This window comes from Alteromonas infernus (assembly GCF_902705815.1).
On record NZ_CACSIG010000051.1, the window covers coordinates 1 to 25751 of the forward strand.

General features: G+C 42.1%; 24 protein-coding genes and 1 pseudogene. 5 read left to right on the forward strand and 20 right to left on the reverse strand.

The features are described from left to right. Window positions 1-98 precede the first annotated feature (98 nt). The gene (locus tag ACX5J7_RS12500; RefSeq protein WP_012519712.1) at window positions 99-455 is read right to left on the reverse strand and encodes a hypothetical protein; all 357 of its coding nucleotides are present in this window, start codon (window positions 453-455) and stop codon (window positions 99-101) included. A gap of 425 nt (window positions 456-880) precedes the next feature. On the opposite strand from ACX5J7_RS12500, the gene ACX5J7_RS12505 reads away from it, so the two are divergent. After that, window positions 881-1942 (forward strand): competence protein CoiA family protein, encoded by a 1062-nt coding sequence (locus tag ACX5J7_RS12505; protein ID WP_012519713.1) that lies wholly within the window; start codon window positions 881-883, stop codon window positions 1940-1942. A 55-nt stretch (window positions 1943-1997) separates the two neighbouring features. Here ACX5J7_RS12505 and ACX5J7_RS12510 read toward each other — a convergent pair whose 3' ends face one another. From ACX5J7_RS12510 to ACX5J7_RS12540, 7 genes are all read right to left on the reverse strand, one after another. After that, a complete protein-coding gene (locus ACX5J7_RS12510) occupies window positions 1998-2378 on the reverse strand; it encodes a hypothetical protein (protein WP_012519714.1) in 381 nt (126 codons plus the stop codon). A 297-nt stretch (window positions 2379-2675) separates the two neighbouring features. Next, complete coding sequence (locus ACX5J7_RS12515) at window positions 2676-2912, reverse strand: hypothetical protein (protein WP_012519715.1); 237 nt, start codon at window positions 2910-2912, stop codon at window positions 2676-2678. A gap of 24 nt (window positions 2913-2936) precedes the next feature. Further along, complete coding sequence (locus tag ACX5J7_RS12520; RefSeq protein ID WP_012519716.1) at window positions 2937-3089, reverse strand: hypothetical protein; 153 nt, start codon at window positions 3087-3089, stop codon at window positions 2937-2939. Window positions 3090-3112: 23 nt separating this feature from the next. Next, the gene (locus tag ACX5J7_RS12525; RefSeq protein ID WP_012519717.1) at window positions 3113-3409 is read right to left on the reverse strand and encodes a hypothetical protein; all 297 of its coding nucleotides are present in this window, start codon (window positions 3407-3409) and stop codon (window positions 3113-3115) included. 13 nt (window positions 3410-3422) lie between these two features. Then, complete coding sequence (locus ACX5J7_RS12530) at window positions 3423-3761, reverse strand: type II toxin-antitoxin system PemK/MazF family toxin (RefSeq protein ID WP_012519718.1); 339 nt, start codon at window positions 3759-3761, stop codon at window positions 3423-3425. After that, complete coding sequence (locus tag ACX5J7_RS12535; protein ID WP_012519719.1) at window positions 3761-4018, reverse strand: AbrB/MazE/SpoVT family DNA-binding domain-containing protein; 258 nt, start codon at window positions 4016-4018, stop codon at window positions 3761-3763. The genes ACX5J7_RS12530 and ACX5J7_RS12535 overlap by 1 nt, the downstream gene beginning before the upstream one ends. Before the next feature lie 424 nt (window positions 4019-4442). Then, a complete protein-coding gene (locus tag ACX5J7_RS12540) occupies window positions 4443-6917 on the reverse strand; it encodes a vitamin K epoxide reductase family protein (RefSeq protein ID WP_012519720.1) in 2475 nt (824 codons plus the stop codon). A gap of 447 nt (window positions 6918-7364) precedes the next feature. Between ACX5J7_RS12540 and ACX5J7_RS12545 the strand changes: the two genes are divergently transcribed. Beyond that, entirely contained in the window at window positions 7365-8930 is a 1566-nt protein-coding gene (locus tag ACX5J7_RS12545; protein ID WP_012519721.1) for an FAD-dependent oxidoreductase, read from the forward strand. A gap of 109 nt (window positions 8931-9039) precedes the next feature. On the opposite strand, the gene ACX5J7_RS12550 is transcribed toward ACX5J7_RS12545, so the two are convergent. The 5 genes from ACX5J7_RS12550 to coxB are packed head-to-tail and all read right to left on the reverse strand — an operon-like array spanning window position 9040 to window position 13246. After that, window positions 9040-9843, reverse strand: coding sequence for a cytochrome c oxidase assembly protein (locus ACX5J7_RS12550; RefSeq protein WP_012519722.1), 804 nt, complete (start codon window positions 9841-9843; stop codon window positions 9040-9042). Then, a complete protein-coding gene (locus ACX5J7_RS12555) occupies window positions 9834-10175 on the reverse strand; it encodes a hypothetical protein (RefSeq protein WP_012519723.1) in 342 nt (113 codons plus the stop codon). Before ACX5J7_RS12555 ends, ACX5J7_RS12550 begins: the two co-directional genes overlap by 10 nt. Further along, complete coding sequence (locus ACX5J7_RS12560; RefSeq protein ID WP_498707299.1) at window positions 10172-11707, reverse strand: cytochrome c oxidase subunit I; 1536 nt, start codon at window positions 11705-11707, stop codon at window positions 10172-10174. The genes ACX5J7_RS12555 and ACX5J7_RS12560 overlap by 4 nt, the downstream gene beginning before the upstream one ends. Then, window positions 11631-12680 (reverse strand): cbb3-type cytochrome c oxidase subunit I, encoded by a 1050-nt coding sequence (locus ACX5J7_RS12565; RefSeq protein ID WP_498707300.1) that lies wholly within the window; start codon window positions 12678-12680, stop codon window positions 11631-11633. The genes ACX5J7_RS12560 and ACX5J7_RS12565 overlap by 77 nt, the downstream gene beginning before the upstream one ends. Beyond that, window positions 12677-13246, reverse strand: coding sequence for a cytochrome c oxidase subunit II (gene coxB, locus ACX5J7_RS12570; protein ID WP_498707301.1), 570 nt, complete (start codon window positions 13244-13246; stop codon window positions 12677-12679). Before coxB ends, ACX5J7_RS12565 begins: the two co-directional genes overlap by 4 nt. On the opposite strand from coxB, the gene ACX5J7_RS12575 reads away from it, so the two are divergent. Both ACX5J7_RS12575 and ACX5J7_RS12580 read left to right on the forward strand, forming a co-directional pair. After that, window positions 13245-13388 carry a hypothetical protein gene (locus ACX5J7_RS12575; protein WP_498707302.1) on the forward strand — a complete coding sequence of 48 codons (144 nt, stop codon included), beginning with the start codon at window positions 13245-13247 and terminating at the stop codon, window positions 13386-13388. The two genes, coxB and ACX5J7_RS12575, sit on opposite strands and share 2 nt — an antisense overlap. A 25-nt stretch (window positions 13389-13413) precedes the next feature. After that, entirely contained in the window at window positions 13414-13884 is a 471-nt protein-coding gene (locus ACX5J7_RS12580; RefSeq protein ID WP_012519726.1) for a DUF2231 domain-containing protein, read from the forward strand. Window positions 13885-13892: 8 nt separating this feature from the next. Here the strand turns inward: ACX5J7_RS12580 and ACX5J7_RS12585 are convergent, their stop codons facing one another. Continuing rightward, the gene (locus tag ACX5J7_RS12585; RefSeq protein WP_015068051.1) at window positions 13893-14339 is read right to left on the reverse strand and encodes a CopD family protein; all 447 of its coding nucleotides are present in this window, start codon (window positions 14337-14339) and stop codon (window positions 13893-13895) included. A 1099-nt stretch (window positions 14340-15438) separates the two neighbouring features. On the opposite strand from ACX5J7_RS12585, the pseudogene ACX5J7_RS12590 reads away from it, so the two are divergent. Next, window positions 15439-15912, forward strand: a pseudogene (locus tag ACX5J7_RS12590) (GGDEF domain-containing protein); the annotation flags it as partial. 1330 nt (window positions 15913-17242) lie between these two features. Here ACX5J7_RS12590 and ACX5J7_RS12595 read toward each other — a convergent pair. The 6 genes from ACX5J7_RS12595 to ACX5J7_RS12620 form a co-directional block, all read right to left on the reverse strand. Further along, on the reverse strand, window positions 17243-17974 hold the full coding sequence (locus ACX5J7_RS12595) for a MauE/DoxX family redox-associated membrane protein (RefSeq protein ID WP_015068047.1): 732 nt from the start codon (window positions 17972-17974) through the stop codon (window positions 17243-17245). Next, window positions 17967-18497, reverse strand: coding sequence for a DUF305 domain-containing protein (locus ACX5J7_RS12600; protein ID WP_015068046.1), 531 nt, complete (start codon window positions 18495-18497; stop codon window positions 17967-17969). Before ACX5J7_RS12600 ends, ACX5J7_RS12595 begins: the two co-directional genes overlap by 8 nt. Window positions 18498-19110: 613 nt before the next feature. Further along, window positions 19111-20388: a cytochrome P450 gene (locus ACX5J7_RS12605; protein ID WP_020744940.1), complete on the reverse strand. Its 1278-nt coding sequence runs from the start codon at window positions 20386-20388 to the stop codon at window positions 19111-19113. A gap of 82 nt (window positions 20389-20470) precedes the next feature. Further along, window positions 20471-22798, reverse strand: a complete 2328-nt coding sequence (locus ACX5J7_RS12610) for a phosphoketolase family protein (protein WP_015068044.1) — start codon at window positions 22796-22798, stop codon at window positions 20471-20473. Continuing rightward, window positions 22798-23907, reverse strand: coding sequence for an acetate/propionate family kinase (locus tag ACX5J7_RS12615; RefSeq protein ID WP_015068043.1), 1110 nt, complete (start codon window positions 23905-23907; stop codon window positions 22798-22800). Before ACX5J7_RS12615 ends, ACX5J7_RS12610 begins: the two co-directional genes overlap by 1 nt. A gap of 298 nt (window positions 23908-24205) precedes the next feature. Further along, window positions 24206-25051, reverse strand: a complete 846-nt coding sequence (locus tag ACX5J7_RS12620) for a glycosyltransferase family 2 protein (protein WP_287151352.1) — start codon at window positions 25049-25051, stop codon at window positions 24206-24208. Between the last annotated feature and the right edge of the window lie 700 nt (window positions 25052-25751).

Consider the following 25751-nt stretch of genomic DNA (forward strand, 5'->3'; position numbering starts at 1 on the left):
ACCTCGTTGCTATGCCGGCTGCTTTTCATACAAAGATCAACAACCTCTAGCCCATAAGGACAATGTTTTGTCCCTGATGGGTTTAAATAATCTTGCGATTACCAGTTAACGAACGATGGTTCTACATCAATGTTAATTGGATTAATGGGGGTATATCCAGATTCCAACAGGCGATTAGAATAGACGGGCTTTACATTATCAGCAGTAGAAACTGTGATATGAAATACCTGTCCATTAGACCGTTCTTTTTTACCATCAACTGAAACAACTAAAGCTTGCGCTTTATCGTCAGAAGCAACACCGATAACTTGGACATTATTGGGATTGGAAGGTAAAGGGGAATTATTAGGAATACCAAAATCTACGGTTATATGGTGCATAAAGTGATTACAGTGAACTGGTGAAGCAATGCGCTTGATTTGTTCGGGTTTCACTAAATAGCAAGAATAAGCCATATCATTAGTCCTATTGTGTAAGAAAAAACATATAGGACTCACCTGTTTGGTGTGTCCCAAACAGGGTTTCGTTTTGCATAAAGCTGACGAAGAACGAAGCTTCGGTTTAAGATTTTTTTCCGTTAAAGTCTCTACTATTTTGTACAATGCACAATGTAGTTGAGACACAAGTGACTTCTGCGCGGGAGTTAAATGACCATAATGGCCATAAAAAAAGTGCTAACAGAAGTGTTTTGTTGATTTAAGTTTAGACGAACCTGCGGCGAAGGTAAATACCACCAGCACGATATTTCCCCTAATTCAGTAACTAATACAGATATAAAAAACTCATACTTTTAACGTCGCACTATCAAAGTCAGAATAAAACAAATATTATTTCTATCTAGGTAGCGCATAGCCGTATTCGATTAAGCAAAGGAATGACAATGGGCGCTTTTACTCTCATACCATTTGGATTACACCTGAAAAGCAATCAGGTAGTAGATGTTGGCAGCGTTCAAAACGGAATTAAGTGCGACTGTATATGCCCATCCTGCAAAACACCTTTAATAGCGCGACATGGTTCCATCAAAGAGTGGCACTTTGCTCACCAATCAAGAGACGTAAAAAAGAAAACAGTAAAACCCTGTGATTATTCCTTTGCTGTATCGGTAAGGTTAATGATGAAACAGTTATTTGAAGAAGGCGCGATGCTTTGTCTACCTGCCTATTTAAAAAGCTTATCTTCCACCATTCCGGGGTCGGAGCACCCATACTCACATCGATACACTTTGACTGAGGAAAAAGTGGTTCAGTTCGACATTGTGGAATCAGAACTGATGCGCAATGGCGTAATGGTAGATCTTGTTCTTAAGATTGGTTCGTTCGAACTGGTTGTGTACATTACGTATGATGGTCGACGTATACCAGAACAACTCAAAAGCCCAGAAAACAATTCTGGGGTAATAGAGTTTAATGTAATGTCTTTAATGCAGGCTTTTGAAGAAACCAAGTCTGGTCAATATAAAGACGCTCTCATTGAGTTCCTAGCGCGTTCGCACACCGGTAAATATTGGCACTATCACCCTAGAGAAGTACGATTTCAGCAACGCCACGATGAGTTTGTTTGTGAAAATAAAGAAACATTACTAGCTGATATCGACACTCCAAGAGGCATATATCAGAACACGAACATTTATACAGGGCCTGCGACTCATACTAACACGACAGAAATCGCGAACGCCTCCCCAAAAACCTTAAGTACTTCAAAACAACAATCACGCATTTATGCGCTCGAAAAAGGGTCCGAATCCGTTTACGTGTTATTAGGTAGTCACAAAGCTTCCTATGAAAACGGTGAAGGATTTCGTGAAAATACCATGGGAAAATACACTGACTTCAGAGAATCTATGCTCCACCTTTGCATAAAGTGCGAACAGAGCTGGGAGGGGAAATCAAACCTATGCAATCAATGCCAAAGTTTTGAGTACACGCGCTCTGTTTTTTAACTTCTACGGGGGTTAAGGGTGCCCATAGTTTGCAGATTCGTATCACTTTTTTATTTTAAGCTTCAAATTTAAAATCCTCGCTGTCCTTATCAAGGCCCTGAGCATAAAGCATTGCGTCTCGTTTCAACTCAGCAAATGCAGCTTTCGCCATGTTTAGCTTGCTTGCATCCATCTTCGTTTCATCAAATACACGTTTATACTTAGAAAAGAATTCACTCTGATTTTTCACATTGGTAGCGTTCGATATCATCTGCCAAAATTTCTTATCCATGAACTCACCTTCCCCCCAGATGAAGTATTGCTCTGCTATAACATAAATTTCTTCAATGCTATAAGCTCCTGTATCACTGGTAGAATCAATCATCACTGCGATCCATTCGGTGCCCGAAGCTGAGCCTAAACGCTTCTTTAACTCTTCAAAATCTTCGTTAACCATATTTTTTGAATAAATCCTTACCGGTTTCGATAGAGAGGCCAAGCAAAGTAAAATAAATAACAAGCTATGCCATCATTGGAAAGGTTAACGCCTTTATTGTACAAAGTTGCGCGGCCTACAATGAGCCATGAGATAAGTAATGGTCCAAACAAATACCCATACAGGAAAAAAGCTACCATAAACACAAACATCATTACCAAATATTCTTTCATAAATTCCTCAGTCAGGGATTACTTCAATTAAAAAGACTGCGGAATATGTAAAACTGGACATTGTGTGTATTTTTATTATTTTCCATTAGCTCGATTCACGCATTTCTGCGTGATTAACGATGTGATTTTTAGGTAATTCGTCATCAACAGGTGACACATCACGCATTAATTCATCACGCAGCGACGCAAGTTCATTTTTTGCACCAGTGTAAAACGCGTTTACCAACGCTTTTTCTTTATCATTTAAAGCGTGAACAAGCTTTGCTTTTTGTTCTTGGCCTAAGTCGATTAAGCGCTTATCGATGTACGTGAATGTGTTCATTGCTGCCTCGTGTTTCCCATTTGCCTATTTCAGTAAAAATTGACTTTTGGTAAGCCATCCAATTGCGTCTTGACCAGTGTACTCAACAAGAAACTTTTCCTTTGACTGATCATACTCAACGATTACAGCAGAGCCGTAATCAGTAATAATTTCCTTGCCATTTATATTCGGTGCCATGTCTCTGTTTCCAATATCGTTAATTAAGGCCAAAACGGACTTTTCAGCCAGTCAGTTACAACGCTCATCTGCTTTTCATCCAAGTGAGCAGCTGCTTCGATGAAGTCAAAATTAAATTGATTGTTACCGCACCATACACCCGCAGCAAACCTTGCCATTATTTGCTCACCTCTCGATGCAACTTCACAGTACTCATCAACACTGCTTGAAATAAGCTCCCTCTTGCTGAAGTCAAACAACGGCCATAGATAAGGCATTTCTTCTTCAATCCATGTGGCGAATCTAGCTTGGCTAGATGACAAAGAGGTATTGATTTCCATTGTGTTTCCTATATCAGCTTACTAACGCACGAACACGCGCTAAAGCTTCACTAATCACGTTCTGGGGCGCTTTTTCGATAAACTTGATGCCTCGATAGTCATAGTCAATTGTCTTTACCTGTTGGCATAGAACAACCCCTTTTGTTTGCGTTTTATCGCCCAAATTAACTTCAAAGCCATGCCCTCTTACCGTCGATGTAATTGGTGCAACCAGAGCAAGTTGGATCTGCTTGTTAAATGGCTCCGGTGACAACACCAAAGCTGGCCTTTTATGCGCTTGCTCATGACCAGCAGATGGATCGAAATCAGTGAAAACAATGTCACCGTGAACAGGAATATACTTCTTAACCACTACAGCGCCTCTTTGCCAACGGGCGAATCGTTCAACCACGCCTTATCATCATCATCCAAAGTCATTGTCTCGGGACTGCACTGAGCCAGCAGCTCATCAAGGGAATACTCTAGCTGACGCATAGGCTCAATGATAATCCGCCCATTTTCTGTTTTAACGTCAATCTTTTCGTTAACGTCAAGATCCAATTCCTTCAGCAACGCAGCAGGAATAATTACCCCTTTTGAATTACCATACTTGCGAATTACAGTTTCCATAACACCCCCTCCACGTACCAACAATGTTTATACATTAACACAATCAGCCAACGTTGCAACTTTGTTGGTACTTTAAATTGTTTAGACAAAAAAAGCGCCAATGGCGCTTATTTCCCATGCCTAAAATTGCACTTTTTCTGAAGAAAAATATACTTTAGTAGTCTAAACATTGCCACAATTGGAGCAATTAAAATGGGCGATGTCGGAGACTGAACAAAAAACGTCACCATATGAAAACTGTAGACTTCATAAAGGGCTAATATATCAGAAAAAAAATGATGCAAAACGAGATAAACTAGCCAACCCAGAAGCAAATGAAAGGCGAATGACTTGAACGCCACTAGCAGGGCTGTGGGAGCAGCTTATTATCCATGCTTTTTGCCGACAAGAGGGATAACCTGATTGAAGAAGCCCTCTTATTTTCCTAAACAATGAATTTATCCCATTTCCCGTAGCTTGCTCTAATATGACCTTTTCGTAAACTCAACCCAATTAGCAATGCGCCACATAGCAAGCTTGAAACAACTGAAACCAGAGGGGCACCGAGCAGAAATGGCGTGGTAAATAATGCCAGGCCTAGAGGAACAAGCGCATAACGTACCATGCGCCCAGACTCGGCAGTAGCAGTAACAACGACTGTCAGGACCAGAGCGCCCACCACATGATCAGCATTGGCCATGCTGCCCTCTGCCCCCAGCGTCAGACGGGTGAACATCAGCCAAACTCCGATAGGAATGCAAAGCGCAAGATTCCAGGGTAAAGTAACGCCACCACCAATCATGTCTTTAAATACCGTGATGGGGCCCCGTTCAAACTCTCTTTCATCACCCTTCCAGGCTCCTGTATCAGTATCGCCGGTAAAGAAAATACGTAGCAATGGGCGACCTTGCTTTTTACGACGCCATAAGAATTCAGCAGTTGCCACCAGTTCATCCAGCGAATAAGGAATTTGAATCAGCATGGCTGCTGCACCAATCAGGCAAAGTGTACACCAGGTTCCAATAACGATGGGCTGAATAATAATGAAGAAAATCGACACCACGCCTAATGGCACAATCATGATGCCGAACAGCATTACCAACCAGGGCATGGTGCGCCAGCGGCGGGTTGACCCCATCAGGCCGGTAAGAATTTCCAGCGCATAAGTCATAGCACCTAACCCGGCGTCGGGAACCGGCCACGCCTCAGATACCTCAGATGTGATAATTTCTTCGGTGCCATTTTTCGGGTCACCGCCCCCGCCTGCAAAAAACGGTTCCCATACCGCGTCTATATGTCCTAACTGGAAGGCACACAAATAGCGTGAAATAAAAAAACCTACAAATGCGAGCAAAATAATAGGCATCCGTTGCACCCAGCTTGACGGATTAAACTCCCAACCGGGCGGAATATTGGGGCCGGTCTCCGCCGCTATTAGTGATACACCGGGCGTTGGCCGCGAGCACACGGCAAAAGCAATAATCAGCATGCCCACTAACGTGCCGTTCAGATAGGCCCCCGCCGTAGGAGCCCAGAACACCAACGGTGCAGAGAGCACCCAAAATCCGACAATTCCCGCGGCCCAGCGAGCCTGGCTCATTCGCCATGACAGACTTAAACCGGCAAACACCAGCAGTGCCAGACCCGACCCCATGTCACTAATCGTCATTGCGCGGCTTTCATACCCCAACAAAAATGGCGCGGTTAACAACCAGAACGCCAACCCGATATTCATAAAGTGGGCCCAAATAAAGTTGCTATGGGCGTCACGATAATGATCTTCGTGCTTTTCACGAATTGCGTTGGCGTTAACTTCTTTTTCCTTCGCCGTTTGCATCCAGTCTGGCAAAGTGATGCCATTGGCTTTATACCAACCTGGCGGATCTTTTTTCAGATTGTCAATTAACCGTTCCAGTGCATCATAAATGTGGTGCTGTGGTCGCCAATTTAACTGTTCCTTTACCCGGCTGAGATTAAGGTCATAATGATCACTTGATAAATCAATCATGAATGGTTTGATGAACGGCTTTTCACCATGATCAAAGGCGTCAGGTACCACCGGCTCGGTTTTTTCTTCCAGCCAAGCTCCAGGTTTAGCAACATACTCCGGTATTTCGATGGTGTTCCACTCTCGTTCACCATAAATCAAATGACCAATTCGATTTTGCAGCGCCTGATAACCCATTACGCTGTCTTCGCCGGCCAATAGTACATTTTCTTTGGGCACTTCATGGCGCTTTTTAACCAGCTCGGTAAACAATGACACCATATCGTCTTTATGCAAAAAAGCTTGTCCGGCCATTTTATCGCCCGAGTACACCCAACTCTTAAATTGCCGCTCGTAAATGCGGGCGATCTGATAGCTTAAAGTGGGAACAGCGGTGTGGTCATCGTACAAGCCTGCCATTCGTAACAGGGTATAGGGAATTTTGCCATGATGGCTGCGAATGGCTTCTTCGGCATCGGCTTTAGACTGCGGATAGGTCCAGCCGGGCTCAATGGGCGTATCCTCGATAATTTTTTCTCCAGGGACCCCTGCCCGATGAATGAGCATGGTGGAGGAATAGATGAAATGATCCACATCAAAGCGCTGCAGTTCGGTTAGAAAATCCGCCGTCCCCTTTACATTGAGAGCCTCATACAATGGGTTGTCTTCGCCCGAGAAATCATAATAGGCGGCAAGGTGAATCACGCAGGCAATATGACTGCCATGTTTTTCATGAATTTTATACAGCGCAAGGGAAATGGAGTCTTTGGAGGTAAAATCGCACTTGTAACTTTCATCGGCACTTTCGCAAGGTGTCAAATCCAACCCAATAAGGTGATAATCTTTTTTCAGCACCTCACAAAGTGCACTGCCTACGCCGCCAGATGCACCAGTTATCAGAACAATCCGCTTTTCTGCTGCTTGTTGTGCCATCAATAAGTCCTTGCCTGAAACCTAAAATTAAGAGGGTTACTATTTAGTAACGAATCAACCCGCGTTTCGGGTCATTGACAGAGAGAAAACGATGAAAATAGACAAAATCTAATCAACTTCGGCAATTTAGGGAAACGCGCCGCGTCTGCTTGATAATCGATAATGCGGCGGGACAGTGTAAAACTTGCGAACGACAGGAATATACTTTGTAGTAAAAACACGATTGGTTTGGGGAGCCATCATGCAAGGAGCCTTTGCTGCCACACCGCGTTGGTTAATAAATGCCATAGACTAATGATTTTAATTGAATAAGTAAGATTGCACGACCGCAAAATGAAATTTAATGTTTTCAATGCGCGAATAGGAATAAAACTTGATGGTTTAGAGTCTCGCAATACTTCCTTGCTGGCACACGGTGTCGGCGCCCATTTGGATAAGGAGCCTCTCATGTCATTTATCTCAGCCGGTCCTGCAGACCGCCTTGAAAACCTCAAACCTAAACGCGTTACCCTTAACGATACAGAAATTCTTCTCATTCGTGACGGTGAAAACGTTTATGCCAGCAGCGCCGATTGCCCTCATAAAGGTGCGCCTCTTGAAGATGGTGCAGTATGTCGAGGCAAGTTGGTTTGCCCATGGCATAAAGGCACTTTTGATATCGCCTCTGCTGATGTATGCGAGCCACCTGCACTAACAGGATTATCTCGGTATGCGGTTGAAATACGTGACGGCGAGGTACTTGTGGATCCCGAACAGGCCACCGACAGCACCGATAAACGACAAAACCGATTAACTGCAGTTAACGCACATTCTCATATTGTGATTGTCGGCGCTGGCGCAGCAGGCGCTGCCGCTCTGCAAAGTCTGGTGAACAATCGTTACCACGGTCGGATCACTGTTGTTGATCCAGAAGCAGATGCACCTTATGACCGAACACTGCTTACCAAAGCTGTGACAGCGGGCGACATGGAACCTGATGAGGTAGACCCCCTTGTTAATCAAGACGACATGGATATCACAGAAGTTACACGCCTAGTGGCTAAAGTATCCGGAATTGATACTGCCGCCCATCAAATTGAGCTATATGATGGTCAATCGTTGGCATACGATCGATTACTTATTGCCACAGGCGGGATCCCCGTCCGGCCGGATTTACCCGGCGTTAATTTGTTGGGGATCCATACGCTTCGAAATATTGAGCATGTGGAAAGTCTATTAGCTGACGTTGAAAACACGAACAATATTACCATTGTTGGCAACAGTTTTATTAGTCTGGAAGTGGCCGCTTCATTAAAGCAGCGTAGCGACAATATACGGGTAAAGGTTATCGCACCTGATGCGGTACCGTTTGAAAAACAATTTGGAACCCAAATCGGGCAGTATTTCCGTGATTTACACGAGAAGCATGACGTCGAGTTTGTCGAGGGCACAGTAAGTGGATTTCATGGTACTGAAAAAGTAGCCGCAGTGAAGCTGGAAAGTGGCGAAATGTTGGAAACCAATCTGGTGCTGCTAGCTACCGGCATAACGACTGATAAAGATTTACTCAATAGCTTTACATTAACGCACCAGGGATTGGTGAAAGTGAACGAATTCCTTGAAGCTGCTGAAGATGTCTATGCGGTGGGTGATATTACCAGCTATCCGTATAATGGCGAAGAAATGCACATTGAGCACTGGCGACTAGCCCAGCAGCATGGTCGTTGCGCAGCAGAAAATATACTCGCGAGCCTAGCCTACCCTGCCGAACGTAAAGCATTTGATCGCACCCCTTATTTCTGGACACAGCAATTTGATGTAAAGTTTGAATACGTAGGTCATGCAAAAGAGTGGGACGAAATCGAAGCGGTGGGCACACCGGAAGATGAACAATACCTCGCTGTTTTTCGCAAAGATGGTAAGGAAATCGCCGTTCTGGCTAAAGGTTATCCTCAGCTGACAGCAAAAATGGTGATTGAGATGGACGACCATGTTGCGCTGTCATCGCTAAAAGCTGTACTTGAAGCTGCTTAATTAACAAGCTTTGATTTGGTGACGAGAAAGCGCGTAATGGCGCGCTTTCTATGACAAGATTGCTAACTATTCTCCGAGGCCGGTAGTCCTCACGTACAAATCCTTCTGATTAAACAGTCAGCGATTTTCGTTGTAGCTGTCTATACCAGCGATGCCCCACCCAAAATGCTGCGGTGATGTAGGGCACTCCGCCTACTACCCACATGATAAGTCCCGCTAATTGCTGATCGGCAAGGTTGCGGGATTCACCGTAAAAAGGAGTGCTGCCAAAGGTAAGAAACGCACCTAAAAAGCCCGTGTGCATTAGCGTCACCAACAGTGCCAGCAACGCATAGGGAACATTACGGGTAAAGGCATGTAAGCAGGCCCACCAAAACCATACCGCCGATATCAGAAAGCAGGCGTGTTCGAATACGTGAATCCAGGGATTCTCCAACGCCAACATATAAAATTTCGGGATGTGCCAGAACCAGATCATCATACCGTGAAAGTAGGTGCATACCATCGGATATTGAGTGATTTTAAATGCATATTTCCATAATCTTTCCCCATATGCTCCACAAGCCCTGTAGAACTGTGGCAATGGCCGAGCCAAAGCGAAAGCTGGCGCTATTATTACCATCATAAACATATGCTGGGTCATATGCGCAGCAGAGCTATGTTCAGCCCATTCGTCCAACGGACCCAAAATGGTAAAAAAGGTGATCAAAATGGTGATATGAAATAGCCATCTCCGCCATGCAACTGCGGTAGCGTAGCGGCAGCCCCATACATAGATTATCCAGAATATCAGTACTATCACCGCCGTAAGGCTAGCGGAAAACGCGTCCTGGCCACCACTGGTAAAGGGGTTGTGCGCCCATGCACCGGTTGACCAAAACAATAACGTTGCTACGAGAATAATTAAATACATGGTGCCATCGCCAAAAGAGGAATGCCAACAGCCAGCGTCGAAATGGCCGAAGCAAGATAACTTGTCGCCGCTACACGCAGTAAAAAGCGCGACTCATTTTCTGCATTTGCCGCTACGTGCCACGACTTAAAGGCGCAAATTCCCAAATAGATAACAATAAGAAACGTAGGAATTAAAAAACTAAGGTTTATCCAATTAAATGGGCCCGCCTCGGCCGCAGGTTTAGCCAGCTGACAAGCCACCGCGACACCGCCATATGTAAATACAAACCAGAGCGCCCAAATCACAAACCCGGCCACAAGATGCCAAGGGTGCGCGCGGGAAACTTTCATTTAGCCTCCCATATTGTTGGTAAGATCAAAAAGCTTGCGAAGCTTAGCCAAAAAATAACAAGTGTAAACAACCACATGGGGCTCATTACGACAATTTCATAGGACAGCTTTGTACTGATGTAATCATAACTAACCCGCAGTGCCTGGAGCGTAGTGGTGATCACGCTGATGATACTGTGGAAAAGCAAAAAGGCCAGCATCACCAACAATACGGCATCATACGCATTAGTCGTAAATTGCAGGTCACTCGAAACAGTGATGAAAGCCAATAGTCCAACATGACCCATTCCACAGACTGAAACGAGCCAAAGCCACTTAGCGAGCGACTTCTCTTGCTCACAGCGCAAATAGCGATTCAGACGGCGATACAAAGTCACTGCAATGGTCAGTAACGCACCACTTAGCCCCATTAAAACCGGCGAAATTGCCGACACGTCAGGTAAGGTTTTATTTGGTGAAACTGTCCACAAATATAACCAACCGAAAAGCAGCGACAAATATAAGGTGCCGTCAGCTAACAGAGTCACACACATACCCCATAACCCTGGCCCGTCAAAGGTGCGCGAGTGCAGAGGCGGCTCTCCCCGGCTCGCTTCTTCATCCGTCAGTGGTGCCATCGTCTTGTGCGTGCCGTTCTCCCAACTCCAGCGTAAAAAGAAGCCTAGACCCAATATGGCGAAAAAGATGCCGACCATATACGCTTTAGACACCAGGCTGATGCACAACCCCGCCAGGGTAGCCGCACAAATTAGAGGCCACCACGAATGGCTGGGAATATGAATAACTTCTTTTAGCTTGCCACTAATCGCATCTGTTCCATACAGTTCCCGTCGCCCGTGCTTAATACTTTTTAAGCCATGTTCGCCAGCTGGAATGCTATTAATCAACGACGGGTCGTCCCATAGTGGATGACGTGATTTTACCTCAGGGATACTGGCAAAATTGTAAGATACCGGCGGCATGCCCGTGGCCCATTCCAATGTATCAGCTTGCCAAGGATTAGATGAAGCCTTTCGACCATATCGAAAATGTAGCGTCACATCTAAGACGAGCATTAAAATACCAATCGCGAGCACGAAGCCACCAATGGAAGAACTCAGATTTAACCAATCCCAGCCCAGGCCACTTTCGTAAGTAAACACTCGGCGTGGCATGCCCAACAGACCAGTTAGGTGCATGATCAGAAACGTTGAATTAAATCCGACAAACACCAAGCCAAACGCCCAGCGTCCCATTCTCATAGACGGCATTCGTCCGGAAAAATGGGGCAACCAGTAATATAGGGCGGCGATCAGCGGAAAGAACATACCGCCAATAAGCACATAATGAAAATGTGCCACTACAAAGTGCGTATCGTGCACCTGCCAGTCAAAGGGCACCAGTGCTAGCATCACACCTGTCAACCCACCGCAAACGAAGATAAACAAAAAGCCAAAAATCCATAGCATCGGCAGTTCAAACCGCACGCGGCCTACCCACAATGTCGTTAACCAAACGAAAATCTGAATGCCTGTGGGAATCGCCACCAGCATGCTGGCAATGGAAAAAAATTGCCTGGGCCAAATGAGGGATCCCAACGGTAAACATGTGGTGTACCCATAAGCCAAAACTGATAAACCCAGTGATGATTACTGATAACACAACCCAACGATATCCCACCAGAGGTCGACCCGCGAACACTGGCAATATAGTGGAGACCATACCCGCTGCCGGCAGAAAAATAATGTAAACCTCAGGATGGCCGAATAACCAGAACAAATGCTGCCATAAAATAGGGTCACCACCAGCGTTAGGATCAAAAAAAGGCATTTGCGCTGCCCGCTCAAGCTCTAACAGAATGCTAGCCAGAATCAGCGGAGGAAAACCGAACACGATCATTAACGCCATCGCGAGAATATACCAGCAGAAAATAGGCATTTTGCTCAAACTCATGCCCGGCGCTCTCGTACGCAAAATCGAGACGGTAAGCTCAATACCTGCCGATACTGCAGATATTTCCACAAAAGTCACTCCGAGTAGCCAGAAGTCTGAGCCCGCGCCGGCGGAATAGTCGTCGCTGGATAAGGGTGTGTACATAAACCAGCCCGAATTAGGCGCGATGCCTAGCACCAGACTTGACAGCAAAATCAACCCTCCAAAGAGGTAACAGTAATAGCCTAAGGCGCTCAAACGGGGAAAGACTAGATCGCGCGTGCCGATCATCTTTGGAATAAGATACATCGCCGCGCCTTCCAGAACCGGAATGGCAAACAAGAACATCATAATAGTGCCGTGCATAGTAAAAACCTGTGAATACAGGTCGGCAGTAATGAGTGTCTGACCTGGCAACGCCAATTGCGAGCGGATCAGCATTGCCAGCAAAATGCCTACGAGAAAAAAGATCACCCCGGTTAGCATGAATCGCTGACTGATAGAAGTATGGTTTACCGCTGCAAGATTGCCCCACCCAGGTAGGTTATCCCACACCTTGGCAAAATTTTTGTGTAGTTCTGATTTGCCATTCATTGTGTTTTACCTTGTTGGACGAGCCATGCATCAAACTTCTCAGCAGAATGAGCAATGACTTTAAAATGCATTTTAGCGTGAGAAAGGCCGCAATATTCGGCGCATTGGCCACCGAACTCACCTACTTCATCGGCTTGCAAACGCACGATGTTCGTGTGCCCCGGGATCGCATCAATCTTTCCCCCTAGCCGTGGCACCCAGAAGCCATGAATCACGTCCGCACTAGTCACATGAATATCAATTGGCGTATCGACAGGAATATGAATTTCATCTGTTAGTTCAATATCATGTTGCGGATAGGTTACATCCCACGCCCATTGTCTGGCATGCACATCAATTCGCACAGCGCGCTCATCTGCCCAAGGCAGCATAATATTCCCGGCTGGAATACCAAAAATGAGCAATACGGTTATGCCCACCGTGGGTAACACAATACCGCCCCACAAAACCATACGAGTAAGAACGCGTTTTACATCTGCATCGCTATATTTACGATTGCGTCGGAAGCTGGCATACCACCAGAGTGAGCAAATCCCCAGTAATACCACGACTCCAACCGTGAGCATGCCCCACCAGATTGTGGTAACCGCCTTGGCTGACGGACCTGCAGGGGCGAGAATGGAATACGGCTCACTGCAACCTGCCAACAATAAGGCACTGGCAGTGAAAAGATATTCTGTTACTCTATTTACCAAACTCACTCCTTAAACGGTATTTAGGATCTGATGCTTCTATGTCGAATTCAATAATCAGCAGCCGCGCTTCACTTAGGGGGCATGCACTACATCCAGCCCTGATCCATTTTCCCATCGCGTTTTTGCTCATACTCATTGTCACAGATACTGTATTTATCCTTACCAGCGATCCTTTCTGGGCTGAAGCCAGTTTTTGGCTTACTGCTGCTGGACTGGCATTTGGTGTTTTGGCCAGCCTTGCCGGTGCCATTGATGTTTTTACTGTACATATTATTCGCCATATTGTCGCAGCCTGGGCTCACGCCGTTCTAGCAGTAATGACGCTATCGCTGACCACATTTAACCTTACCTTACGCTTAGGCGATAACCCCGGCGAACTTATTAATCCCTGGGGAATCTATGTCAGCGTTCTAGCTGGCATCCTTATCGGTATTACTGGTTTTTTGGGCGCTCAACTGGTTTTTGCTTACGGCGTAGGTGTTAACGAGCCTCAAAATAGTGAACGCTAAGTTGAGCCCTAGATTGGCCATGGCACAAAACCAGGTGCAGCAGGTTTTGCCAGGACCACAAACAGTATGCTTCCGACGCAGCAAAATATCGCTATCAGAAAGTACCAGCTAAAGCCTGCCAGATAACGCATTTCCTGGCGTTCAAGGCGCGTTATCAGTAGCCCAAGGCTCGCGTGCAATATCACCAGTATCGTCACAATGGTTAGTTTCACCATCAGCCAGAAAGTAAGGGTGTCGTTTATTACAAAGACCAATGTTCCCGCAATAATAGAAATGATAGCCGCGGGCGAAGCCACATACGCGAATATCAGCCGCGCTACCGACCCCATTCCAAATGGAATATCGATAAAGTCTTCGCGCATTTTCGACTCAGTAGCAATTAAGATTGGCAAATACAACACGGTTGCCAACCAGATCAGAAGACCGAAGATGTGAAGACCTAAAAGCCAGAGCATGAGCAACCTTACATTTATTTCATAATACTAGTTACAGCACTCGCCCCTGAAATGGTTTAGAAAAAAATGAATTTTTGCGATCGCACGTGACGAAGTGAAGTTAGCCGATCCCTTATTAGAGAGTAAATGAACAATATAATTCCAACCTACGGTCAGCGGTAGAATATTTACTTGTAGATAAAAGTTACTGTATATACGATCTATACACAGTTTCTCAAAGAGCAGAGATGATAAAAAATGAAATGTTCCTCACTTAACGTTGGAGCCTTTTACAAGTTAAGTAAGAGTAGAATAAAGCCTAGCTAGGCTGGCACTTGCAGCTTGGCGAGAGACACATAAGATTTCCAACTTTGACGGGTCTCACCGGAGAAAAACAGGCAACTCCATGTTTAAGAATTTAATTATTGCTACATGTGCGATCGTATCATCCTTCATTTCCATAATGTTAATCGGTAATTTAACGGTTGATCCTGATAATTATATCAACATATCTAATAAAAAATACGATATTAATTTGTCAGAATTAGAATTATACTGGTTACTTTTATCACCCGACTTCTGGAGAAAACCTTTTATTGAAATTCTCACACAATCTTTTAACAAAGGTGTATTATTTAATTTTTACAGCGGACCTTCACTTCTCACTTTCTCTACAGGCCTCACTATTTATAACTTTTATATAAGGAAGATCTCTATGGAGTACGCTGCATTATTGTATATACTTATGGGGTGGCTTCACATTATGTTGACGAAAATAATATTAATCGTCAGTATCCCTGCGTTTTTGGAGGGGCCTGTAATATCGGTAAGCTGTCTTTCATTGTTTTACTTCTCACTTTCTTCACTATTATTCGCGACCTCTAAAATTATCTTATCAGTTGTTAAATTTGGTCGATTTCAGCAATTACAATATTAGAGTCTTAATATGGAAATAGAGCATGAATATCTGATTATAGCCTCGAAAGCCTCTATGCTTGCAATTATTTTAGGAATCAACCTTATATTCTTCTTTACGCTACTGGTTTTTTCTGGTTTGATAAATAAAAGAAAAACACGAGAATTGAGAAATGCAAATTTAAAATAGCAGCTTGATCCTCTAACCAGTTTGTATAATCGTAGAGGTTTTGAAGAAGCTCTTTTATTTTCCAATATGACATCAGGTTATTTATTACTGGCCGACATTGACAATTTCAAGAACGTAAATGATATCTACGGTCATCAGTCTGGCGATAACGTATTGTGTGAAGTAGCAGAGAGACTGTCAAACAATGTTAGACATTTTGATATACTTGCACGTTTTGGAGGTGAAGAGTTTATAATATTTGTCCCCACTAAGAGCGAAGAGGCTGCCGTACTATTTAGTCAGAGACTGATTCGAGTTATCGCTGAAAATTCATTTTTTATATCTAGCTACAATATTAACTTAAAAATAACTATGAGTCTTGGAGCAGTTTATGTGGAAGATATAAATTTTAACTTCGACACAGCATACAAGCTAGCTGATGAATCTCTCTACATGGCTAAAAAACAAGGAAAGAATAGAATGTGTCTTTCACAGAAAGATCTTAGCTAGTTCTTTATTCGACAAGTTATCACCTAGCACTAAATTATTAGAACAAGTAAATTTCCTAAACTTATAGTAGTTGTTTCAGCAATTGATTATCAAAGCCAAGCTTTCTATGAAGAAAATTGTTGATGATTTTTTTTCCGTTCATTATTAATTTAGTTAGCCTAAGCCATAGTTGCGGACTAGTCTAGTTAATAGACATTTATCTGCCTGCTTGCGATTCTCTAAGATCCTCCTTAGTACCTGTTTGCCGAGTTCATTTCTTAATGTATACTCTAGATGGTGTCTCAATAGAAGAGCATCTGCATTTACTGGATTTTGAATGCGTTGAATAAGAATATGATATTGGCTATATTTATAATAAAACTTGTCTGACGATAAAGAAAATATTATTAATTATAATCAATTTTATAACACTTAAATATGAGTGACACCTTAAAATTATGAGAGCCTATTAGCTATCAAATAAAAACTGTAACAATGTACTTTTTCGACATAATAATGTTCGCAAAGATTATTTCATCTGAACAACATGACTTTTTATGTTTTATTTAGATAGAGTTTATCGTATGCAGTTTTTATTAATATTTCATATCTCACCTATAAATGTTTACCCAAGATATGAAAACGTGTTGAGAACGCTATATATGACAAAGATCATTGTAAATACCATTAAACAATCTCAAAACGATTGTCAATATTCAGAAATAACTGATGCATTAAGTGCTTATTGTTTAGCGTTCAACTTACAGATTGATCATACAGAGCTCATAATCAAAGGTTCATCCGCAGACGCACGCCTAAAAAATGGTGATAAAATTGAATGCGTAGAAGTAGATGATTGCGTGATAGTTGTAAGAGATACAGTTCAGAAAAGTATAAGATATTGCTTGCGAAGGACTGTTAACGGTTGGGAAGTAACAGAACTATAAGAATTTACTTTTCAATCTTGAGTAATTATCCTTTTTGAAGTTATTTTGTTTGAATGGTTATTTTTCTAAAAGATCCACGAACCAAAGGATAAAAATATCATCGTCTTAACGATGAAAATTTAGTATATCAATAGATCGAGACTTTCCTAATTAAAAAGAGACTTAAAAAGCTACTCGCAGTTTCAAAACTTGGCGTAAACGAATAACTGCAACATTTGTATTTTAATCTTCGATGAGGTCGAGAACACTTTAACCATTGAAGCTGTATTTGAATAATATTAACTACAACTCTGTAGACTACCATGACTAGGCTAGCATCGTGACAGAAGGAATGACTAAAATGCGGGTAGTATATTCTCTAGCTGATGGTTCACTACCCGTTTAGTTAAAAGCCTTTTGTCTGGTTATCGGAATAACATGATCAGCGCGCCTGCTATCATAAATAGATTTTCAGACAAAGAAACGAAGCCTAGGGGGACGTTACTATCTCCGCCGACACACGCACATTTCAATTCTCGTTTGTCGATATAGACCGCTTTGAAAACGGAAATAGCCCCTACTGTTCCAATAAATAACGAAAAGGGAGCAACTGCCAGCGCCGGTAGCTGGGCAACCATACCTATTCCAGCATAGGCTTCAACAAATGGATAGATATATCCATATCTGAGCCACCTCATGGCAAGAAGATCGTAAGTAATAAATGAATTAGTAAAGCTGTATAAGTCTTTGAGTTTTTGCACGGCTAGCAGGGTCATAGAGAACGCTATAAATAACATTAACGTCCTGATTGAGACAATGTCGCCTGCCACATAATACTGAAATGCCAGTGCAAGCAACGCTGCTACTGAAAATATTGCAATAACCGGCGTGTAGGTAGTGCCGGTTTGCCCTGCTTGACCTTTATTGAAAAACTCCCTGAGGTCGTCATAGCCGCCTATCCGCTTTCCATTAATGAAAGTTTGCGGTGTAGTTTCCACACCGTGCTCTGCTTTAAACTTATCAGTCTCATCCCTTGAAGTCAGATGATGGTCTTCAACATCATAGCCTTTCCGCTCTAACAAGTCCTTGGAGCGCAATCCATAAGGGCAAATGTGCTCATCGGTGACCATTCTATAGAGTATTGCCTTATTACTCATCGTCTCTTCCTTTATCTACTTTACCTTCGAAATTCGGAACCGGACGCTTTGCTGCTTCAGACCCAGAGGTCAGTTTTCCGTTCTGTTCAATATCTTTTATCAACCACTCCATTTCCTTAATTTCTTTTCGCTGCGCTTTGATAATTCCATCAGCAAGTTCACGCACGCGGGCATCTTCAATATTTGACCGTTCACTTGTCAGTATGGCTATAGAATGATGTGGAATCATTGCTTTCATGTATGCAGAATCTGAAATAGTCGTTTGGGAACGAACGAGATATAAACAGATGGCAAATAGCGCAACTGCCCCAATAAAAATTATCGTATTTACTTTTTTATTAGCGTACATCCCTAACATAAACGCGAGCATAATGATGGCCATGCCGGCTCCCATGTACAGAGCCATATAAGTGCGGGTTTCACTAAACCAAACGTGGAAAATTGCGTAAGTGTTTAAATACATCATGATGAACATGGCTATAGTCGAGGTGACTATCATTGCCAAAAATCTAGAATATTTCATATGTAATCCTTACGTTGTATATAAGCATAGTGTGAAAAATTGCCATGGGGTGGTGGGCAATCAGTTTATCTGTCAACTTGTTACAATTTTTATACCGATGGGAGAAATTAGGTGTATTTAGCGGCGGACCTTGCGTTTTTACAGTAATAACGAGCGTGTGCTTCCATTTACTCAACATTTCGATCGTGCCAGATAGAATTACAAAGTAGCTTAGAGTCAGTTTTTGGGGAGCCTCCTCAATCGTCTGTGTCGCTGTTAGCTGTCAGATATGAAACTTTAGTTCAGACAAGTTGCAGTCTTTCTTAAACAAGATTGAGGGATCGTTATTTCGGCCTAAAGCTTACGCGCCTCGATAGCCTTTACTGAACTACTACTTCGTACAGATTGTATCGATTTTCTTTTGGTTCTTATAACCTTGGTGTAGTAACTAATTCTAATATAGTTTAAACAGTTGATAGCTTATTTTATAATTTCATCATATCCGTTATAACGCTATTAAAAATCATTTAGGATCGAAGCGCTCTTTTGAATTTAATATGGATTTAATTAAATGATTAGTTTTTAAATATAATTTCGGTACTTGGACCAATCACAGCCTTCAATTTATAAAGTGTTAAATATGGTCATTCAAGTCCTCATCTTTATCTATAGGACGAACATCTGAAATAATGAAATTGCTTTTTGGTAAAGCCGGCAAATTCCCCATTCTTAGATCTAGGTCCTGTTCTGGTACGGTGTAGTCACATTCGGATACCAATATTTTTGTTGCAATTTTCATTTGTTCAATTGCTACCCATTCTCCAGGACAGCGGTGGTTTCGAAAATGATCTCCACCACCCTGTGGTATAAATACATAGTCATTGACTTTACAATCACGAAAGCGCTCCATATCAAAATTATTTGGATTCTCCCAGGTACGAGCATCGTGATTTGTTCCGAATAAGTCCAGAAACACTCGTCTACCCTTAGGGAATTTATATCCACGCCATTCGAAAGTTCTCTTTACTGTCGCTGCAGTGAATGGAAAAAAGGGGTATAAACGCCGAACTTCCTGCACAAAACACTCATAGTCTTTGTCTGATCCATTTACTAACCTGTGTTTGATGAGGGGATTTTGATGTAAAGCGTGAGCGCAATAAACTATATAGACTGCTACCGCTACAGTTGGCCGCAAAAGATTGTTTAATTCCACCGCAGCGATTTGTGATTCCAGCAAGCATCCATCTAAGTCTCTATGATTAGCCACTATATATGCAGCGCTGTTAGTAGAGGGCCTGAAGGTCCCTTCTCGAATGCTTTCGATAATGCTTATCAACCATGCTTCATTTCGTTTTCTTGCAATTCTTGCTTTCCAATGCTTAGGTCCTATATTACCTGCGTAGTTAAATAATGCTGTTAGTTCCTCACTACGTTGGCTTACTTCGGATTCCTTGAGAGGAACGCCTGCCCACATACATACTGATTGGGTTAACAGTTCACAAGACTGTTGATATAAATTTATCTTCTCTTTTGAAGACCAATCTTTAACTCGGCTTTTCCAGATATCGCAAGTGATCATGCTCAACTTTCCGATCTTGTCTGCCCTTAAAAAAGACATAAACATTTTTTTACGTTGAAAATGTTCTTCTTCATCAAGCCCTTGGACACCACCTTCACCAAAGAGAGTTTTCTTGATTCTTGAGGGCGCAACACCAGTACGAGAAAAATATTCAGTATTATAAAAAATTCTCGCCGCTTCTTCACCTCGCATACAGACAGTTTTCTGTAATAGCAATCGAGCTTGAAATACATCAGTATTAAGTTCATCGCAGTGCTTGGATATATAGCGATAAGGATCGCGAATTAGTGAAATTGTAGAATCTAAAATGCCAAGTTTTGGAAATCCAGTCATTGATGTTCCTATTTGAGATGTCTAGTATGTAGGCATTGTGTGATACTGATAATGCCGAAATGATTTCCTAAAAAAATTTGTATTACTTGTTGGTACTGAGCATTTTTTTAGCCACGCTCTCAATATCTCTTTCTGATTGTCCATTAACCTTTAACATGCCGTCTAAGTTTAATGTACCTCCCTGATTTTTATATCCCATGAAAGTTGTTTTTTCGGTGCCTAAATCGAGCCGCCGCAAGACTCCCGTGATAACTTCTTCTCCAGTATGTGAAACCACAATGCGCAAGGGAGCAGGTGCAATCATAAGATCAATCATAACTTTATCATGGCAATACTCTGCTTCTGTTTCGTCACGGGGAACTCGAAATCGTCCCGGTTCAAGTAAGGCTACGACCTCACATTTTACTGATTCCCTCTGCAATAATTTTGCGGCTTTAAGGCAGCTTTGTAATTGATAACCTCCAATAGCGATGAGCTGAATATCAGCATTCGGTTCCTTAATCGCAATAAATACGCCGTTATTCGCCGCCGTTGCTGCTTCATCGCCGGTTGTTACAATGGGAAGGGCCTTTTTTGAAGCAACCATCGCCGCTATCTTCCCTCTAGTCTTATATAAATTGATTAAAATCGCCTTAGATGTATTTGCATCAATAGGAAAATATACAGGCGAAATATCTGACATCTCGCAGAGCCAGTTTTCGGAAAACTTGGGATCCTGGTGGGATTGCTCGTTTTTGCCGTTTTCCCAAGTATGCGACGTTGCTATAACCGGTATGCTAATCCATTCGGCTGGTCGATTTGCTTTTTTTAAGTTTCTTGAAAAAATAACTTCTTGGCGCATCGCGCCAAGCATCTTCATAGCAAAAGCTTCGTAACTAACTACCAGTCCTACACCCTGCTTATTCGCCAATACAGCCGACACGACAGCCTCTTCATTTAATGCAGAAATAACACCGCCAGTTATCGACTCTGTCTCGTTGTTTTCTGGATTAGCCACTCGGTGTTTTAATGATGCTAATGTTTTAGTCATCTTGTTACTTTGCACTTCATCAGGATTGCCTAAACGAAAACGTACAGATTTATTGCAATGAATTAGATCTGAGAACCACTTATCAATCTCTCTCAGACAGGAAACTGATAGGCCTGATTCGATGTAATTATCGTCTGGAAAAATTAACTCTCTACGTTTCAGTAATCTCAATTCATGGTCTTTTTCTCGGACACGACCATTAATCGAATGATTATTAAGAGTTTTCACACTTTCTTCTAGTTCTGTTTGAGAGACATATAGAGCGGCGGTAGCGTTAATAAATTCTTCCCTTGCCTTATCGTCTTCAACTAGATTCTCACCTAATGGCAGGTTATGAGCTGCGTTTGTTCCTGCTGCAGGTAGCCCGTAACCTTTAACCACCTCCGCGATAATGTAAGGAAGTTTAACCGGGTAGGAGATACGCCCCTCCTGGGCTTCCTGACCAATTTTTGATAAGGTCTCCATAGCATTAAGAAGAGTTATAGCGTAAGCAGCTGGATCACTCCCATCTATAGGCAAAGGATTAAAATCATGCAGTTTTAGATATTTTTCGAAGTAGCTTGTTCCTCCTTCCTGCGCCATCAATGTCCGCTGATCAATTTTGCGACCATTTTCGATCATAACAGGTGTGACTAATCCCGTATCAGCTGCGCGCCACCAACGCGGTGCCCAATCGCTACCTCTTTGTTCTTCAAAAGCGCCGTCACTTAAAAATGCTACTAATTCTTGCCCGGGAAGGGGCATATGTGAATATTGAAGTGCCGTGAACCCCAAATATCCGCCTTCTGAAATTCCGCCTGCTGTATGAATATTTACATGACTACCTATGCGTGATTTAAGTTCACCATCTTTATCAAGTTCATATGAGTAGTAGTCTCTACACAAACGACTCAATCCCTGCTCATCACATGAATAAAGTTTTGCTTTTTCTTCATACTGATTGCCTATAATAGCGTTTACTGCTTCTATTGCTGCAACACAATGACCCTGACCCATTACCCATGAGCGTGTTTTTCCGCTAAGCGAATTGGCAAGAAGATAACCCGTATAGGCGGGTGTCATGTTTAGAGCCCCGCCAGTATGCCCCTGCGCTTTTTTCTTAAAGTCATCGGCGGATAGAACCGAGCCATCCATGGGAACACGTTTAGCATATGTCATGTGAGCGACTAGCCACATGCTAGCACTACAAATTCGGTCAGCAGCTTTTAACAACGCAATCGTGTTTAATAACTTCCTATGGTCATCCTTTGATTCAAGAGGAATACGTTGGAGGTATTCTTCGACAAGTCTAACTGTGGCTTTAGTGTGTTGAATTTTACGATATCCGTGAGACCATTCATTGAATTGATCGCTTACCTCAGTGCTATAACTTGTTGACATTAAACTGTCTCCTTGGAATATCGTTTATACTGGCCGAGCATCTCCAGGCATTCATCGCTGGGAATAAGCCATATTTCAGTTTGAGAATGTTTTTGATGAAGCGCGCAAATTCCTTGTGCACTTCTATTCTTTTTTTCACAAATAGAAATCCCAAGCTTGCTCAGCTGACATAAAGAATCTGCTCGTATATCCGGTTGGTGCTCACCAAGTCCACCTCCGAATACAATAGCATCTACGCCTCCCATTACACCGACAAAAGCTCCTATTGCTTTGGTAAGTGCATAGGAATATATTTCTAACGCTACAGAAGCAGAGCCAGACTCACTCTTTTTAAGATCACGGTAGTCTCCTGAAATTCCGCTAATTCCTGCGAGTCCAGAAGAATGGTTAAATAATCTGGATAAGCTTTCAGGTGTATGTTCTTCCCGTTCAAGCAAATGCAATACAATATTAGGATCTATACTTCCGCTACGTGTTGTCATAGGAAGGCCGTCACTTGGTGTAAAGCCCATTGTTGTATCGATAACTATTCCCCCTTTCCAGGCAGCTAATGAGCTTCCGCCTCCGAGATGTATAGTGATAACGCGTTCATATTTCTTTTGCTTTTGCAGTTGATTCCATTGGGATTGATGCGCAAGCCCGTGAAATCCATATCTCATTATTGGCCATTTTTCAGAGAGTCCTTCAGGTAGGGCGTAATGACGTGCACAATCTGGAATGGTATTGAAAAGTGTAGAATCTGAGAAAATAAAATGTTTTGCATGCGGACATTCCCTTATTCCATATTCAATCAACCTAAGCGCAATTTCATTGTGAAGCGGTGCTAAGGGCGACCAATGCCTTATTAAGTTAAGGCAATCTTCATCTACTAGCTTAGGATTCCGATCCACCTTTCCAACATGTACAACACGGTGCAAAATTATTTGATACGGTAGCGTCTCGTCTATATATTTTTTGAAATGATCAAAAAGCTGCTTGGGTTCGCCCTCCACTATATTCATATTAAGCTTGGTTGACTCTTCCCACTCTTGAAGTTCTAATGAACCACTCCCCGCATTGCAAATCAAAATTCTCTCTGTTTCGAATATATGTTGCTCTATATTGTCCATATGGGATGCTCGCTAATGTAGAGGATCACTGGTAAGTTACATAACATTTATTCATCAAAAACAATTCAATATTTTTCGAATCAACTTACAGGCGATATAAGACATCATCTCGAGTTATACATAAACCACTAAGACTCAGCTAAATAAGTGCATTAAATATCACGCGTTAAAATCTTGAGACCACCGCTAAAATAGACTTAACACAAAACAGAATTGAGTAATTTCCAGTAGAATATTAATATTGCAAATCCCATTTATTTCGTTACTTTAAGCGAGTACACAACTGTCTCAGCCCCATCTAAGAATTGGTTGCTTCAAGTTTATAAGATGCTAATTCATCTGTAGAGGGATTTCGCAGAATGTGCAAACGGCTGGCCTCATAATCTTTATTTATGAATCCCATTTCTACGAAATTTTTTAGCACATCTTTGCAGGGGTATTTACCCCACTTGCTATAAAAGTACCGTGAGTTTTGAATGAAATTTGTAACATGAAGGACAGGGTATTGATAGTGTACGCGATTACGAATATAGGTTGTATCACTCACAGTACTTAACGACATATTAGAGGCAATACACCTTTCTACGTAATCCTCGTCATTTACTCCGTAGCCGCGATAGTGTTCATCGAACCCACCAGTTTTTTCAAAATCTCGTAAACTGATAAAAAACAAGCCATTGTTATTTTTTACGCAAAATCTCGCGTTTTCTTCAGTCTCGAAATGCGGATATTTATCTAGTTCTGTAGCTAGCTGAAGAAAATTTAATTGCATAAGAGCTCTAGAAATACATACAATTTTGGTTGTTATAACACAAGAAGGTCTCCAAACATCCTTTAGGTTTTTTATTAATTTCGAGGAGATAATCGATTCGACATTGATAACTAAGCAGTGACTATTGGAAACACTACGAACACCTTTATTAATTGCTCTTGAAATAGGTAGATCGTCACATATCTTGAACTTATGATGTACAGGAAACTTTTGACTAGATATTAACGAATACTGGCTTGGTGGAGCCATCCAGACAACTACAAGCTCTTCCGGTAACACCTCACAATCTTCTAGTTGATTAATTAAATTAATTAAGGATTTAACGCGAGATTTCACAACAACCACGACGCTAACAGTATAGGCACTAATCATTACGTCTCCGGTGAGAATTTGTGGATACCATCTCGTAACATTCAATATCTATACCACAATAACACTTCCAGTTTTTTGCATAACCAAATCAATTCGAAATTTTAATTTTTATTGATGCCAGCAAGTTAAAGCGCAAATAAAGCCATGACTGTTAAAATAAATTAAACTTTCATTTAAGAACAACTAGAATGTTACATATTTACTTTAAAAACAAATATATATGAAAGGATAATCTAACACTAGTATTTATACACCTTCAGTTGTGCAGACGCTAGTTTTTGACATCTTGATTAGATTTAGATTTTACGTAGTGTAATATATACTTAATTTCATTATATGCGTGAAAATATTACATTCGTTAAGGAAACGAGTCCGCTATTTAACCCTTACATTTTTAGATTTTGCATGACCTTAGGTAGTTGAATAGCTTAGAACAGGTGTAGGAGCGCTTTTTGCATTATATTCTGCGTATGGATTTTCAAGACTAGTATAGAAGTAGTCTTTTAATCCTATAAAACCTGCTTGTAATATCAGAGATAGCCTCATCGTAGGAGAATTTAAAATACATGGGCAGTGGAATATTTGAAGATGCGTACGATAAGTTAAGTTTCGTGACTTTATTATAATTACTATTGTGAAATAGTTAACGCGCGAATTCAACTCCGAAGTGCACCACTCGCTAAATTAGGCAGCCTTGCGT

Excerpts from the sequence above, each read along its gene's own strand:
- ACX5J7_RS12525 (WP_012519717.1), bottom strand. The coding sequence starts at position 3,409 with ATGGAAATCAATACCTCTTTGTCATCTAGCCAAGCTAGATTCGCCACA.
- ACX5J7_RS12595 (WP_015068047.1), bottom strand. The coding sequence starts at position 17,974 with ATGAGTAATAAGGCAATACTCTATAGAATGGTCACCGATGAGCACATT.
- ACX5J7_RS12565 (WP_498707300.1), bottom strand. The coding sequence starts at position 12,680 with ATGAATGGCAAATCAGAACTACACAAAAATTTTGCCAAGGTGTGGGAT.
- ACX5J7_RS12515 (WP_012519715.1), bottom strand. The coding sequence starts at position 2,912 with ATGAACACATTCACGTACATCGATAAGCGCTTAATCGACTTAGGCCAA.
- ACX5J7_RS12575 (WP_498707302.1), top strand. The coding sequence starts at position 13,245 with ATGCCCCACCAGATTGTGGTAACCGCCTTGGCTGACGGACCTGCAGGG.
- ACX5J7_RS12560 (WP_498707299.1), bottom strand. The coding sequence starts at position 11,707 with ATGCTGGTGGCGATTCCCACAGGCATTCAGATTTTCGTTTGGTTAACG.
- ACX5J7_RS12500 (WP_012519712.1), bottom strand. The coding sequence starts at position 455 with ATGGCTTATTCTTGCTATTTAGTGAAACCCGAACAAATCAAGCGCATT.
- ACX5J7_RS12605 (WP_020744940.1), bottom strand. The coding sequence starts at position 20,388 with ATGACTGGATTTCCAAAACTTGGCATTTTAGATTCTACAATTTCACTA.
- ACX5J7_RS12505 (WP_012519713.1), top strand. The coding sequence starts at position 881 with ATGGGCGCTTTTACTCTCATACCATTTGGATTACACCTGAAAAGCAAT.
- ACX5J7_RS12510 (WP_012519714.1), bottom strand. The coding sequence starts at position 2,378 with ATGGTTAACGAAGATTTTGAAGAGTTAAAGAAGCGTTTAGGCTCAGCT.
- ACX5J7_RS12535 (WP_012519719.1), bottom strand. The coding sequence starts at position 4,018 with ATGGAAACTGTAATTCGCAAGTATGGTAATTCAAAAGGGGTAATTATT.
- ACX5J7_RS12610 (WP_015068044.1), bottom strand. The coding sequence starts at position 22,798 with ATGTCAACAAGTTATAGCACTGAGGTAAGCGATCAATTCAATGAATGG.
- coxB (WP_498707301.1), bottom strand. The coding sequence starts at position 13,246 with ATGCTCACGGTTGGAGTCGTGGTATTACTGGGGATTTGCTCACTCTGG.
- ACX5J7_RS12585 (WP_015068051.1), bottom strand. The coding sequence starts at position 14,339 with ATGCTCTGGCTTTTAGGTCTTCACATCTTCGGTCTTCTGATCTGGTTG.
- ACX5J7_RS12555 (WP_012519723.1), bottom strand. The coding sequence starts at position 10,175 with ATGAAAGTTTCCCGCGCGCACCCTTGGCATCTTGTGGCCGGGTTTGTG.
- ACX5J7_RS12550 (WP_012519722.1), bottom strand. The coding sequence starts at position 9,843 with ATGTATTTAATTATTCTCGTAGCAACGTTATTGTTTTGGTCAACCGGT.
- ACX5J7_RS12540 (WP_012519720.1), bottom strand. The coding sequence starts at position 6,917 with ATGGCACAACAAGCAGCAGAAAAGCGGATTGTTCTGATAACTGGTGCA.
- ACX5J7_RS12545 (WP_012519721.1), top strand. The coding sequence starts at position 7,365 with ATGTCATTTATCTCAGCCGGTCCTGCAGACCGCCTTGAAAACCTCAAA.
- ACX5J7_RS12600 (WP_015068046.1), bottom strand. The coding sequence starts at position 18,497 with ATGAAATATTCTAGATTTTTGGCAATGATAGTCACCTCGACTATAGCC.
- ACX5J7_RS12580 (WP_012519726.1), top strand. The coding sequence starts at position 13,414 with ATGTCGAATTCAATAATCAGCAGCCGCGCTTCACTTAGGGGGCATGCA.
- ACX5J7_RS12615 (WP_015068043.1), bottom strand. The coding sequence starts at position 23,907 with ATGGACAATATAGAGCAACATATATTCGAAACAGAGAGAATTTTGATT.
- ACX5J7_RS12520 (WP_012519716.1), bottom strand. The coding sequence starts at position 3,089 with ATGGCACCGAATATAAATGGCAAGGAAATTATTACTGATTACGGCTCT.
- ACX5J7_RS12620 (WP_287151352.1), bottom strand. The coding sequence starts at position 25,051 with ATGATTAGTGCCTATACTGTTAGCGTCGTGGTTGTTGTGAAATCTCGC.